Raw genomic sequence first — 13,413 nt, forward strand, 5'->3', positions numbered from 1 at the left:
CTCCGTTGAGGTTTTCGCAAGCGTAGGGCGTTCGGAGCATCCTGGCGCGGCGCTTTGCGAGGCACTGTGCGATCATGCGAGTGGCTGCGCGATGATCGCGCAACACTTCGTACCGGAACCCGGATGACCATCGCCAAAGCCGACTTCATCGAGGGCATTGCCAAGGGAATGGCCGTGCTCGAAAGCTTCGACACCGAGCGCCAGCGGCTCAACGCCACCCTGGCGGCCGAGCGCGCCGGACTCACGCGCGCCGCTGCCCGTCGGCACCTGCTCACGCTGGCCCACCTGGGCTACCTGGAGACCGACGGCAGCTATTTCTGGATGGCGCCCAAGGTGCTGCGCTTCTCGGGCAGCTACCTGGCGTCGTCACGCCTGCCGCGTGCGCTGCAACCCACGCTCAACCGGCTCGCGGCACAAACGAGTGAGTCGTTCTCGGCCGTGGTGCTCGACGGCGAAGAGGTGGTCATTATCGCGCGCAGCGGCAGCTACGGCACGCCGACCCGCGTGCTGGCGTACGGCTTGCACCTGGGCGCGCGGCTGCCCGCGCACGCCACCTCGACAGGGCGGGTGTTGCTCGCGGCCATGGCGCCAGCCCAGCTCACGCAGTGGCTCAAGGGGCGACACCTCGCGCGGCTCACGCCAAACACCACCACCCAGGCGCGCAGCCTGCGCCAGCTGGTGTCCCGCGTGCGCAAGAACGACTACTGCTTTGCCAGCGAAGAACACGAGCTAGGCGTGCAGGCGCTCGCAGTGCCGCTGCGCGACATGCAGGGCCACACGGTGGCCGCGCTGAACGTGGTGCTGTCGGGCACGCGCTATCAGGAAGAGATGCTCCAACGCGAGATGCTGCCGCTGCTCTTCGAGGCGGCGCGCGAGGTCAGGTCATTGCTGTGATCTGAACTTCCGCGCTACCGCTGCCTCGAATCCCGACAACGGACCAAGACAACCATGCGACTCCTGCTACTCGAAGACGACGTGATGATCGGCGAAGCCGTGCTCGACCTGCTGCGCGCCGAGCAGTACGCCGTGGACTGGGTGAAAGACGGCGATGCGGCCGAGTCTGCTCTGCGCACCCAGCACTACGACCTGGTGCTGCTCGATCTGGGCGTGCCGCGCCGCGACGGCCTGGAGGTGCTGCGGAGCCTGCGTGCCCGCAAGCAGCGGATGCCCGTGCTGATTGCCACCGCGCGGGACTCGGTGCAGCAGCGCATCGAAGGGCTTGATGCGGGCGCCGACGACTACGTGCTCAAGCCCTATGACCTGGACGAACTGCTGGCCCGCATCCGCGCCTTGCTGCGCCGTGCCGCCGGGCGCGCCGAGCCGGTGTACGAGCACATGGGCGTGAGCATCAACCCCGCCACCCGCGAGGTTTCGGTGGGCGGGCAGCCGGTGGTGCTGTCGGCGCGCGAGTGGGCCGTGCTCGAGCCGCTGATCGCGCGGCCCGGCATGGTGCTGTCGCGTGCCCAGTTGGAGGAAAAGCTCTACAGCTGGAAGGACGAAATCAGCAGCAATGCCGTCGAGGTTTACGTGCACGGCCTGCGCAAGAAGCTGGGCGCCGAGCTGATCAGAAACGTGCGAGGCGTAGGCTACATGGTGCCGAAGGCATGATCCGCGCGCTGACCGGGTCGCTGCGCGCGCGCCTGCTGTGGTTCCTGCTCGCGGCCATCGTGCTTGCTGCCGGCGCGCAGGCGGTCGTGGCCTATCGAACGGTGCTCGACGAGGCCGACGACATCTTCGACTATCACATGCAGCAGATGGCGCTCTCGCTGCGCGCCGGGCTGCCGCCGAGTGCGGCGGTCGGCGGCATCGGCAGTGGGGAGCAGAACTTCGATTTCGTGGTGCAGGTGTGGACCGCCGACGGCGTGCGCATCTTCGAATCCGCCGAGCAGGCCGCGCTGCCGCAACTGGCGGTGCTGGGCTTTGCCGACGTGCGTGCGCGCGGCACCACCTACCGCGTGTTCTCGATGCAGACAAGCGGGCTGGTCATTCAGGTGGCGCAGGACATGGCTGCACGCCGCAACATGGCGGGCGCGCTGGCATTGCGCACCATCGCGCCGGTAGCGTTGATGGCGCCGCTGCTCATGCTCATCGTCTGGTGGGTGGTAAGCCTTTCACTCGCGCCCGTGGCACGCGTGCGCACGCAGGTCGCATCGCGGCAGGCCGACGATCTTTCCGCCGTGAGCGAGGAAGGCCTGCCCGACGAGGTGCGTCCTCTGGTGCAGGAGCTCAACCTTTTGTTCGGCCGGGTGCGCCACGCCTTCGACGCGCAGAAACACTTCGTGGCCGATGCGGCGCACGAGCTGCGTTCGCCGCTCGCCGCGCTGAAACTGCAGGTGCAGGGCTTGCAGCGCGCGCCCGATGCCGCAGCGCGTGATCTCGCGGTGAGCCGGCTGGTCGCGGGTATCGACCGCGCCACGCGGCTCGTCGAGCAGATGCTGGCCCTGGCGCGGCATGAGGCCAGCATGGCCGCCGGTGCCAAGCCCCAGCCGGTCGACCTTGCCGAAGTGGCGCGCCTGGCGATTTCGGACGCGGTCGCGGCCGCGCAGGCCCGCCGCATCGACATCGGTGTTTCGCATGCCGACCCCGACGCCGTGGTGAGCGGCCAGCCCGAGGCACTGCGCATGCTGCTGCGCAACTTGATCGACAACGCCGTCAAGTACACGCCTGAAGAAGGCCGCGTCGACGTTGGCATTGCGACGCTCGGCTCGGCGGTCGAGCTCAGTGTGGACGACAGCGGGCCGGGCCTGCCCGAGGTAGAGCGCGAGCGAGTGCTCGATCGCTTCTACCGCTCGGGCGAGCCGCAGGCGCCGGGGAGTGGGCTCGGCCTTGCCATCGTCAAGTCGATTGCCGACCTGCACGGCGCCACGGTGGCGCTTGCCGCCTCTCAGAGCCTCGGCGGGTTGCGGGTCGTGGTGCGCTTTCCTCCGAGAGCCTGAGCCTCTTGAGGCAACGCGCCGTCGGTTTAAGCCGCGCTTAAGCCAGCGCACCGACATTCCTTTCATCTTGTTGCGCACAGACGCATTGAAAGGAAAGCCAGATATGAACACCCGCCTCACTTCTCCCCATGCCCTGCTCGTTGCCTTGGCGACTGCCGGGGTGATCGGTGCCGTCGGTGCCGGCGCCTACACCAGTGCCCGTGCCGTGAATGCGCCGACCAACGCAGCGAGCGTGGCGCCAGCCGCGATGGTGACCCTGCCTGATTTCTCGACCATCACTTCGCGCGATGGCCCCGCGGTGGTCAACATCAGCGTGACCGGCACCGCGAAAGCGTCGGACGCCGAAGCGGCCGAGATGCAGGGGATCGACCCCGAGGATCCGATGTTCCAGTTCTTCCGCCGCTTCCAGGGCCAGATGGGCCCGCGCGCCCAGCAGCGCGACGTGCCGGTGCGCGCGCAGGGCTCGGGCTTCATCGTGAGCCCCGACGGCCTCATCATGACCAACGCGCACGTGGTGAAAGACGCCAAGGAGGTCACCGTCAAGCTGACCGACCGGCGCGAATTCCGCGCCAAGGTGCTGGGCGCCGACGCCAAGACAGACATCGCGGTGCTCAAGATCGAAGCGAAGGACCTGCCCACGCTGGCCCTCGGCAACACCAAGAACCTGAAGGTCGGCGAATGGGTGCTGGCCATCGGCTCGCCCTTCGGTTTCGAGAGCACGGTCACCGCCGGTGTGGTGAGCGCCAAGGGCCGCTCGCTGCCCGACGACAGCTACGTGCCGTTCATCCAGACCGACGTGGCGGTGAACCCCGGCAATTCGGGTGGGCCGCTGCTCAACACGCGCGGCGAGGTGGTCGGCATCAATTCGCAGATCTACAGCCGCAGCGGCGGCTACCAGGGCGTGTCGTTCGCCATTCCGATCGACGTGGCCGTGCAGGTGAAGGACCAGATCGTTGCAACAGGCAAGGCCACGCACGCGCGCCTTGGCGTGGCGGTGCAGGAGGTGAATCAGGCCTTTGCCGACTCGTTCAAGCTCGACAAGCCCGAGGGTGCGCTGGTCTCGAACATCGAGAAGGGCGGCCCCGGCGACAAGGCCGGCATCAAGGCGGGCGACGTGATCCGCAAGGTGGACGACCAGCCCATCGTCTCCTCAGGCGACCTGCCCGCGGTGATCGGCCAGATGACGCCCGGCAAGAAGGTGACGATCGAATTGTGGCGTCAGGGCGAGCGCCAGGAGCTCTCCGCCAAGCTGGGCGATGCGAGCGAGAAGCCTACCCAGGTCGCGAAGAACGAAAGTGCAGCGGGGCAGGGCAAGCTCGGCCTGGCGCTGCGGCCGTTGCAGCCGCAGGAAAAGCGCGAGGCCGCGATCGAGAACGGCCTGCTGATCGAAGACGTCGCGGGGCCGTCGGCCTTGGCCGGGGTGCAGGCGGGCGACGTGCTGCTGGCCATCAACGGCACGCCCGCCAAGAGCCTGGAACAGGTGCGCGAGGTGGTGGCCAAGGCCGACAAGTCGGTGGCGCTCCTGATCCAGCGCGGCGAAGACAAGATCTTCGTGCCGGTGCGGATTGGATGAGCGGCGGCAACAGGCGCCAGGGCGAAACGTGACCTCATCGACCGGCGGCCTTTCGGCTCACATCCTGCCCACGTCGGCCACCATGATCGGCGTGTGCATGACGGTGATGTCGATCGGCCACCTGGGGCCGCGCGACGATCTGCGACTCGTCATCGACCGAATGCTGGCAATCGACGCGCTGATCTTCCTGGCCAGCGCACTGCTGTCCTTCATCTCGATGCGATCGCGCAAGTCGGGCGTTCGGCTGGAGTCGTGGGGCGAGATGGTTTTCATCGCCGGCCTCGCGCTGCTGGCGCTGGGCGCCGTGACACTGGCGTTTGCCTTGCGCTGATCCTGGCGCCACCAGCGGGCCGGCCCGAGGGGATTCAGCCGCGCCTACAGTTCCTTGCCGTCGTTGTCGGGAACCTGCGCGTCAAGCTCGTCCTTGATGGTCCTGTCGCCGCGGATTGCCAGATACAGCACGGCGCCGAGCCCCAGCACGACGACGACGACCACGGCGAAAAAGCCGCTTCCAAAGGTCCACCACCAAAACAATCCGCTCGCAAGAAGCAGAAGCGCAACCAAGAGTAAAGAGTTCAAGTGCATGGACCGCGCAAATAGTACGTGGCGGTAATGTACGCGGCGTTGGCTGCCCGATAGCTGACTTTAGGTCTGGGAAATACCCTCTTTTCGGGTTTTTACGGTTTCACTAGGCGCAACCTTGGCCCGGCCCAGGGGGCAGCCGCGCGTCACTCGCCTGCAACGGCTGCAACGTCATAGATTTTGCGGAGAGTGTCCAGCTTTTCCTGCGCGATGCGAAAGCACTCGCGGAGTTGCTCCGGCGTGGGCTCCGGGTAGCCAGGTGGCGGCTGCAATGCGTTGTCGAGACGTTCCCATGCCGCTTCCCACGCCAGCTTTGCGACAGTGCGTGCATCCGAAGACCTCGGCATCATCTTCCTCCGATTTTTCTGGTCGCCTCAATGATGTGGGCGAGCGGACTGGATTCAAGAGGCGCGGGACAGCGCGGCCGGGCTAGCCGTATTCCATGGCGAGCTCGTTGATGCCTTCCGGTGTGATCTTCTTCACCACTGCGCTCTCGTAGTCGCCGAAGGAGCGGCGCAGATCCAGCGGCGGCGAAATTTCCGCCTCCACGCAGCCAAGCGCGGTGAGAACCGCAATGGCCTGGATGACCTCCGGGTCTCGAACGTGGACCGGGAAGCTCGCGTGCTCGATTTCGAGCAGGTACTCGATGGGTGTGGCTGGCACTGTCGAAACATATTCATCGAACAATGGCGGTTTGAGGAGAGGCCGAACCCGATGCCGTTGTGCGCATCGCACGCTACGGCATGTCGGACGGAAAGCAGGGAACGAAGCGGCGGAGTAAGTCGTTCGTTCGAATCGCGTCGCGGCCCTAGGTCGATCCAAAGTAGCGCGCCGCGGCGCGGCCCAGGTTCGTGACTTCGCTCACCGTCGCGCAGAGTGGCACCGCGCTGTGGGGCGGCGAAAACGCGACCTTGATGTACCCGGCATCGCGCAGGTCCTTGAGGCGGTCTATCTCGGACGGATGGGAGAACTGCATGGGCAGCTGCGATGCCAGGATCCGGTTGAAGAGCGCATACGCCAAGGTGCATCTCCCAATTGAGAGGGGAATTGAAGCGGCATGCCACCGCCGGGGCTTCGACTTGGATCGACGATGCGGGCTCGCACCCCGCCTAAACGGTCGCGTCCGGAAGATACCCTTGTCGAAGCCGCCCATCGATTCCACATCCGGCATAGGCCTTGGCCCGGCCAAGCTGCAGCACACGACTCAAACAGGGTACTCACGAGGGATTTCATACTCGGCAACAGCAGCCTATGCTTTCGCCACCATGACCGCATCCCTGATGGATTTCGACTTGCCCGAAGGCTGGAGCTGCGCGGTGGAGCTCGAGCTCGCGGTCGAAGGCGTCTATGCCGGAAGGGCCGAACTGCGGCATGAACTCACGCAGTGCTGCGTGCTGGTGGTCACCCAGCAGCCGACCCGTGAAGCCGCGCTTCAATGCATGAAGTTTCAAGCCGCCCGTTTCGTGGAGGAATGGAGCTCACGGCTGACGCAGCCTTCCTAGGCTGGACGCATCGCACCGATGCAAGCGCACTCTCGCTGGCCGCAGTGAGCCGTCTATGTGCCGGCGCGAGCCACGCCGCTGTGGCGAGATGCAGCGGTCCCGCTCGAGCGCTGTTCGACCTTGTAGCAGTGCAGCGGGGAAACCCGCGGCAAATCCCCCAGGCAGGGCCCTTGGAAGGGCCAGCAAGGCCCCATGCCGCGTGGCATGGTCATTGCCCTTGACTCTCGTGGAGGCATGCCCCTGGGCACGCTCGATCCGCCATCCACACCCACGAGGAGACACCCCATGCAATTGAAGCTCTTGAACGCGCTCATGGCCATTGGCCTGGCCGCGGCCGGCGGCGCCGGCGCGCAAGTCACGGACAAGATGATCCAGTCCGAAGCCACGAAGAACGGCAACGTCCTGACCTGGGGTGTGAACACCCAGGGCCAGCGCTACTCGCCGCTGAAGCAGGTCAACACCAGCACCGTGTCCCGGCTCGTGCCGGCATGGGCCTTCTCCTTCGGCGGGGAGAAGCAGCGGGGCCAAGAGGCGCAGCCCGTGATCCACAAGGGCAAGATGTTCGTCACCGCCTCGTACTCCCGCATCTACGCCCTCGATGCCACCACCGGCAAGAAGCTGTGGAAGTACGAACACCGCCTGCCCGAGGGCATCATGCCCTGCTGCGACGTGGTCAACCGCGGCGCCGCGCTCTACGACAACCTGGTGATCTTCGCGACGCTGGACGCGCAGTTGGTGGCGCTCGACCAGAACAGTGGCGACGTGGTCTGGAAGGAGAAGATCGACGACTACGCGGCCGGCTACTCGGCCACCGCCGCGCCGATCATCGCGAACGGCCTGATCCTCACCGGCGTGTCCGGCGGCGAGTTCGGCATCGTCGGCCGCGTCGAGGCGCGCGAAGCCAAGACGGGCCGCATGGTCTGGTCGCGCCCCACGGTCGAAGGCCACATGGGCTACACCTACGACAAGGACGGCAACAAGCAGGAGGCGGGCGTCTCAGGCACCGCCAACAAGAGCTGGCCGGGCGACCTCTGGAAGACCGGAGGCGCCGCCACTTGGCTGGGCGGCACCTTCGATCCCAAGACCGGCCTGGCGTACTTCGGCACCGGCAACCCGGCGCCTTGGAACAGCCATCTGCGCAAGGGCGACAACCTGTTCTCGTGCGCCACTGTGGCCATCGACGTGAAGACCGGGCAGATCAAGTGGCACTACCAGAACACACCCAGCGACAGCTGGGACTTCGACGGCGTGAACGAGTTCGTCACCTTCGACATGGACGGCCGGCGCGTGGGCGGCAAGGCCGACCGCAACGGCTACTTCTACGTGAACGACGCCACCACCGGCCAGTTGCTCAACGCCTTTCCCTTCGTGAAGAAGACCACCTGGGCCGACGGCATCGACCTGAAGACCGGGCGGCCGAATTTCGTGGCCTCGAACCGTCCGGGCAACCCGGTCGACGGCGACGATGGCAAGAAGGGCAGTTCGGTGTTCGCGGCGCCAGGCTTCCTGGGCGGCAAGAACCAGATGCCGATGGCCTACAGCCCCGATACCAAGCTGTTCTACGTGCCAGCCAACGAATGGGGCATGGACATCTGGAATGAGCCGGTGGCTTACAAGAAGGGCGCGGCCTACCTCGGTTCGGGCTTCACCATCAAGCCGCTCAACGATGACTACATTGGCGCGCTGCGTGCGGTCGATCCGAAGACCGGCAAGATCGCATGGGAGATCAAGAACGGCGCGCCGCTGTGGGGCGGAGTGCTCACCACTGGCGGCAACCTGGTGTTCTGGGGCACGCCCGAGGGCTACCTGAAGGCGGCCGACGCCAAGACGGGCAAGGTGCTGTGGGAGTTCCAGACCGGCTCGGGCGTGGTCGCGCCGCCGGTCACCTGGCAGCAGGGGGGCGAGCAGTACGTGGCCGTGGTCTCTGGCTGGGGCGGCGCGGTACCGCTGTGGGGTGGCGAGGTGGCCAAGAAGGTCAACCTGCTGGAGCAGGGCGGCATGGTGTGGGTCTTCAAGATCCCTTCCGCCGGCACGACGCGCACCGTGGGTGCGGGCGACGTTCGCGTGGCGTCCCACTGAGGAGCGCGGCATGACGAATCGCAAGACTGAAGGGGGCGGCGACGCCTCTCGCCGGAACTTCGTCGGCCGCGCAGCCGGCGGCGCCTGCCTGTTGGCGGCGCTGCCGGTGCGCGTCGTATGGGCCGCGCCGCCGCGCGTCGAGGAAAGCGACGACGTAGCGGTGCAACTGGGCTACAGGCACGACACGAAAACGGTCGACAAGAAAAAGTACCCCCGCCATGCGGCCACGCAGGAGTGCGTGAACTGCGCCATGTGGCAGGGCACGCCGGCCGAAGCCTGGGCGGGCTGCGCCATGTTCGGGCGAAAGCAGATCGCGGCCAAGGGCTGGTGTCAGGCGTGGGTGGGAAAACCCGCCTGAGCGGGCTCGAATGCGACATCGGCCCGCGCGAGTTGCTCCAGGCTGGTACAGCGCCGTGCGGCGCTGGTACAGGGGTTTCCCCAGGGCCCTTAAACGGGCCCCGTCATTCGCCCTTGTTCCAGCGCAGCTTGCGATAGATGGTGTTGCGGCTGATGCCCAGCCGCTTGGAGGCGACGGAGATGTTGCCGTCGGCGGCCGCCAGGGCGCTGCGGATCATGTCGATCTCCGCTTCACCCAGCGTGCGCGGGACTTCGGGCAGAGCGGCGGGCAGTGGGTCGGCGTCGCGCGAGGGAAGCACCGTGTGCTCGGGCGCGGCTGTAGCGTTCGCGGGCTCCGACAGAGCGCTCGCCTGAGGGGGAACTGGCTCCGGAGCCTGCGCAGCCGCGGCCGGCGACGCGTAAGGCCGCACGCGCCTTACATCCTCCAGGAAGTCGTCCGATAAGTGGTGTTCGCAGATGTGGCTTTCGCCTGCGCCCATCACGGCCGCGGTGCGCAGCACGTTGGCCAGCTGGCGCAGGTTGCCCGGCCAGGCATACGCCTTGAAGAGCGCCAACACCGAAGGGTCGATCTCGGGCGTGTCCTGTGGGCATTCGGCCAGGAGGATGCGCCGTGCCACCACGTCCAAGTCGCTGCGATCGCGCAGCGCCGGCAGCCGCACCACGAGGCCATTGAGCCGGTAGTACAGGTCTTCGCGGAACGTGCCTGCGCCGATCATCTCTCGCAGGTTGCGGTGCGTGGCGCCGATCACGGCAATGTCCACCGGAATCGACTTGAGGCTGCCCAGTGGCGTCACGTTGCGTTCCTGCAGCGCCCGCAGCAGGCGCGCCTGCAGCGAAAGCGGCATGTCGCCGATCTCATCCAGGAACAGCGTGCCGCCATGGGCCTGCACGATGCGTCCGACCGCGCCTTTTCGGCGCGCGCCGGTGAAGGCGCCTTCCTCGTAGCCGAACAGTTCGGCCTCGATCAGCGACTCGGGAATGGAAGCGCAATTGACCGCGACGAAGGGCTGCCGGGCGCGGTTCGAGTCCTGGTGCACTGCGCGCGCAAGCAGCTCCTTGCCCGTGCCGGTCTCGCCCATGATGAGCAGCGGAATGTCGCGGTTGATGACGCGCCGCACCTTCTGCAGCGTGGCCGCGATTTGCGCATCACCGGTGTCCAGGTAGTGCAGGCCGGAGAAGGACGGGTTCGAAGCCGGGCAAGGCTGTCGCGCGATTGCGGCGCCATCGCCGCGCGCCGCGGGTGTTGCACGGGCACCCGCCTCGCCGGACATGCGCGCCTCCACCGAGGTCACCGGCATGTCCAGCACCATTCCGCGCTGCGGCCCGTTGAACCGGGCGCTGACATGGAACAACTGTCCGCTGGCCGCGTGCAGCATCATCGGCGCGGGCAGCGGCGAGCGGAAATGGTCGAACACCGCCGAAGCCGTGATGCCGAACAGGCTCGCCAGGCTCTGCATGCGCAGCGCGGCGATGCTCATGCCGAGCTGGTCCAGCGCGCTGCGGTTGGCACCCAGGATCTTGCCGTCCGCACCGACGACGATGATCCCTTCGAGCAGCGTGCCGATGAACTCCGCGCGGCCATGGAAGTGCAGCCGCAGGCGATTGGCGTAGTCGTCCGACAACCACTGGTTTTCGATCATGCGCGCCGACATCCGCACCAGGCCCATGGTGTGCTGGTGGTAGGAGTGCTGGTCGCCGGTGACGTCGAGCACGCCCAGCATCTCGCCGCGGGGGTCGAAGATCGGCGCGGCCGAACAGGTGAGGAAGTTGTTGGCGTGGATGAAGTGCTCGCCGCCATGAACGACCGTCGGCGTCTCCTCGACCAGCGTGGTGCCGATGGCGTTCGTGCCCTTGGAATGCTCGGCCCAGCTCACCCCCGGCGTGAGCGCCACCTTGTTTGCGCGCTGCAAGAACCTGTCGTCGCCGACCGAGTGGAGGATGGTGCCGGTTGTGTCGGCCAGCACGATCATGCTGTCGGTGTCGACGATCTGCTCGAGCAGCATTTCCATCACTGGCGCAGCGTGCGTGAACAGCCGCTGGTTGCGCTCGCGCGCCACCACCAGATCGCTGCGCCGCATCGGTTCGAAGTCCGGGCGCTCGACGCGCGACAGGCCCAGAGCAGCGCAGCGCTGATGCCATTGCTCGATCAGTTCGGTGCGGCCGGCACGAGGTGGAGTGACGGCCATTGCCGACGGCGTGGTCCAGCCTTGGGGAGGGCTGGTTGGGGCGTGAAGGGCGTCAACCATCTTCTGTCTCCTGTCCTGCTTCTTTGAGCCGGCAACTTGTCTCTGGCCAGTTCGAATGCTCTCACTGGATCGCTTCATTTTGGAACACCTCCAGGGGCGAAGTGTTCGAAGCCGACGCTGCCAAGGCAAGCATGCCACAGCAATCGGCCCTTGGGGGCAGTGTCCCGGCGCCGGGACGGTACAGCTAAGGCAATTTGTGTTCCCGCTTGAAGCAATGAGGCGTTGGCACAGCGATTGCGGAATTGTGCGGGTTCCCCATCACCACAACGGAGACCTTCATGATGAATCCCGATCCACGAACCCTGCGGCCCCTGGCGCGTGCGCCGAGGCCGCGCAAAGCGGCCGGTGCTCTGCTGGCGGCAATGCTGACCGTTGTCATTTCAGGCACTGCCTGGGCGCACGGCGACGTCACGCCGCAGGCCGTCGACACGTCGTCCCTGCCCAAGCTGGGCGACCAGTGGCGCGCGGAGAATCCGTTCCGCGGCAACGGCGGCGCCGTCCAGATCGGCACGTCCGCCTACAACCAGAACTGCGCGCGTTGCCACGGCATAGACGCCATCTCTGGCGGCATTGCGCCCGACCTGCGCAAGCTCGACAACGATTGCGCTTCGCTCAAGGACGCAGCGCGCAAGGCGGCCTGCGTGAAAGAGATCGACGATTTCTATCTAACCACCGTCCGGCGCGGCCGCACGCGCAATGGCGCCGTCTACATGCCGCCGTTCGAGGGAACGATGAACCAGGAGGCGATCTGGTCCATCAAGTCCTACCTGGAGACTCGGCGCGACAAGCCGATGTGAGGCGGCCGCCATGCACACACTTCCTTCTTCCGTGCAGCTGTCGCGCCGCGACTGCCTGCGATGGGCCGCCGCGGCCGGCGTGGCCGCGCTCGCCGGCACGGCGCGCGCAGGTGCGATCGAGAAAATCCGCGCACGCGGCACGCTGAGCGTGGCGATCTACCAGGACATGCCACCGTTCCACGTGGCTGGCCGGGGCATCGATGTGGAGCTCGCGCAAGCGCTGGCCAGCGCGCTGGACGTGAAGCTCTCGCTGCTGCCATTCCAGGCCGACGAGAACATGGGCGACGACCTGCGCAACATGGTGTGGCGGGGCCACTATCTCGGCTTCGGCCCGGCCGATGTATTGCTGCATGTTCCGGTGGACCGCCCGCTGATGAACGACACGCCGCAGGCGCTCATCTTCGCGCCGTATTACCGCGAGCGCGTGGTGTTGGCGCGGCGGCTCGATCGCCTGCCGCAGCTGGACACGCTTTCGTCGCTGGGCGATGCGAAGGTTGCCGTGTCCGGCAAGACGCTGGCGGGCTGGCTCATGATCGGCGCCGACAACGGCGCTTACCGCGGGCAGCTCGACACACAGTCGAAGGACGGCGCCGAGGCCGCACGCGCCCTGCAGCGCGGCGAGGTGGCGGCCGCCGCGGGGCTCGCCTCCGAGATGGAGTCGGTGCTGCACGGCGATGCGCGCTTTGCCATTGCGCCGCTGCCTTCGGTACGCATCCAGCGCAACGGCTGGGCGGTGGGCATGGCGGTTAAGAAGGACGCGACCGACCTGGCTCAGGCGCTGCAGGCCAGCGTCAATGCGCTGGTGCAGGGCGGGCGTCTGCGCACGATGTTCGAGGGGGGACACGTCGCATGGCAGGCGCCATGAGTTGACGCATCGAGCCAGCGCATTCCATCGGATACGAACGACAAACATCAACGACGGACGACGTGTCCGAAAACTACATGAGCATCCCCAACCCCATCGAATCCGTCCTTGTCGAGAACCGCGTGTTCCCGCCCGACGCCCGCGCCGCCCAGGGCGCGCGCATCTCCGGCATGCCCGCCTACGAGGCCCTGTGCCAGGAAGCCGAGCAGGACTTCGAAGGCTTCTGGACCCGCCTGGCGAAAGACAACCTCACCTGGACCCAACCCTTCACCAAGACCCTGGACGAATCCAACGCCCCCTTCTACCAATGGTTCGGCGACGGCGAACTCAACGCCAGCGCCAACTGCCTGGACAAGCACATCGGCACCCCCGTCGAACACAAGACCGCCATCGTCTTCGAGGCCGACGACGGCGCCGTCACCCAGGTCAGCTACAAGGAACTGCTCGCCCGCGTGAGCCAGTTCGCCAATGCCCTG

General features: G+C 66.6%; 15 protein-coding genes. 11 read left to right on the plus strand and 4 right to left on the minus strand.

Features of this window, described 5'->3' with window-relative positions; all coding sequences use genetic code 11:
* Window positions 1-123 precede the first annotated feature (123 nt).
* From ASC78_RS09950 to ASC78_RS09970, 5 genes are all read left to right on the plus strand, one after another.
* Window positions 124-894, plus strand: coding sequence for an IclR family transcriptional regulator domain-containing protein (locus ASC78_RS09950; RefSeq protein ID WP_055800106.1), 771 nt, complete (start codon window positions 124-126; stop codon window positions 892-894).
* Between the two features lie 54 nt (window positions 895-948).
* Window positions 949-1,608 (plus strand): response regulator, encoded by a 660-nt coding sequence (locus tag ASC78_RS09955; RefSeq protein ID WP_055800109.1) that lies wholly within the window; start codon window positions 949-951, stop codon window positions 1,606-1,608.
* Complete coding sequence (locus ASC78_RS09960) at window positions 1,605-2,936, plus strand: ATP-binding protein (RefSeq protein ID WP_055800112.1); 1,332 nt, start codon at window positions 1,605-1,607, stop codon at window positions 2,934-2,936. Before ASC78_RS09955 ends, ASC78_RS09960 begins: the two co-directional genes overlap by 4 nt.
* A 103-nt stretch (window positions 2,937-3,039) precedes the next feature.
* Entirely contained in the window at window positions 3,040-4,509 is a 1,470-nt protein-coding gene (locus ASC78_RS09965) for a DegQ family serine endoprotease (RefSeq protein WP_055800115.1), read from the plus strand.
* 28 nt (window positions 4,510-4,537) lie between these two features.
* On the plus strand, window positions 4,538-4,840 hold the full coding sequence (locus tag ASC78_RS09970) for a hypothetical protein (RefSeq protein WP_055800117.1): 303 nt from the start codon (window positions 4,538-4,540) through the stop codon (window positions 4,838-4,840).
* 44 nt (window positions 4,841-4,884) lie between these two features.
* Here the strand turns inward: ASC78_RS09970 and ASC78_RS09975 are convergent, their stop codons facing one another.
* From ASC78_RS09975 to ASC78_RS09990, 3 genes are all read right to left on the minus strand, one after another.
* Window positions 4,885-5,073, minus strand: coding sequence for a hypothetical protein (locus ASC78_RS09975; protein WP_235505041.1), 189 nt, complete (start codon window positions 5,071-5,073; stop codon window positions 4,885-4,887).
* A 447-nt stretch (window positions 5,074-5,520) separates the two neighbouring features.
* A complete protein-coding gene (locus tag ASC78_RS09985; protein ID WP_235505042.1) occupies window positions 5,521-5,754 on the minus strand; it encodes a hypothetical protein in 234 nt (77 codons plus the stop codon).
* A 145-nt stretch (window positions 5,755-5,899) separates the two neighbouring features.
* Window positions 5,900-6,112: a hypothetical protein gene (locus ASC78_RS09990; protein ID WP_200934290.1), complete on the minus strand. Its 213-nt coding sequence runs from the start codon at window positions 6,110-6,112 to the stop codon at window positions 5,900-5,902.
* 244 nt (window positions 6,113-6,356) lie between these two features.
* On the opposite strand from ASC78_RS09990, the gene ASC78_RS09995 reads away from it, so the two are divergent.
* The 3 genes from ASC78_RS09995 (at window position 6,357) to ASC78_RS10005 (ending at window position 9,030) form a co-directional block, all read left to right on the plus strand.
* On the plus strand, window positions 6,357-6,593 hold the full coding sequence (locus tag ASC78_RS09995; RefSeq protein ID WP_157634425.1) for a hypothetical protein: 237 nt from the start codon (window positions 6,357-6,359) through the stop codon (window positions 6,591-6,593).
* A gap of 285 nt (window positions 6,594-6,878) precedes the next feature.
* Window positions 6,879-8,672, plus strand: coding sequence for a PQQ-dependent methanol/ethanol family dehydrogenase (locus ASC78_RS10000; protein ID WP_055800128.1), 1,794 nt, complete (start codon window positions 6,879-6,881; stop codon window positions 8,670-8,672).
* A gap of 10 nt (window positions 8,673-8,682) precedes the next feature.
* On the plus strand, window positions 8,683-9,030 hold the full coding sequence (locus ASC78_RS10005; RefSeq protein WP_055800131.1) for a high-potential iron-sulfur protein: 348 nt from the start codon (window positions 8,683-8,685) through the stop codon (window positions 9,028-9,030).
* A gap of 103 nt (window positions 9,031-9,133) precedes the next feature.
* On the opposite strand, the gene ASC78_RS10010 is transcribed toward ASC78_RS10005, so the two are convergent.
* Window positions 9,134-11,275, minus strand: coding sequence for a sigma-54-dependent Fis family transcriptional regulator (locus ASC78_RS10010; protein ID WP_055800133.1), 2,142 nt, complete (start codon window positions 11,273-11,275; stop codon window positions 9,134-9,136).
* Window positions 11,276-11,553: 278 nt separating this feature from the next.
* Here ASC78_RS10010 and pedF point away from each other — a divergent pair, with 278 nt between their 5' ends.
* The 3 genes from pedF to ASC78_RS10025 all read left to right on the plus strand — a co-directional run.
* Window positions 11,554-12,072 (plus strand): cytochrome c-550 PedF, encoded by a 519-nt coding sequence (pedF, locus tag ASC78_RS10015; protein WP_055800135.1) that lies wholly within the window; start codon window positions 11,554-11,556, stop codon window positions 12,070-12,072.
* Between the two features lie 10 nt (window positions 12,073-12,082).
* The gene (locus ASC78_RS10020) at window positions 12,083-12,937 is read left to right on the plus strand and encodes a substrate-binding periplasmic protein (protein WP_055800136.1); all 855 of its coding nucleotides are present in this window, start codon (window positions 12,083-12,085) and stop codon (window positions 12,935-12,937) included.
* 77 nt (window positions 12,938-13,014) lie between these two features.
* On the plus strand, window positions 13,015-13,413 hold a 399-nt coding region (locus ASC78_RS10025), incomplete at its 3' end, for an acetyl-coenzyme A synthetase N-terminal domain-containing protein (RefSeq protein ID WP_327198121.1).

It is taken from the genome of Variovorax sp. Root318D1, assembly GCF_001424835.1.
Taxonomy (GTDB): Bacteria; Pseudomonadota; Gammaproteobacteria; order Burkholderiales; family Burkholderiaceae_C; genus Variovorax.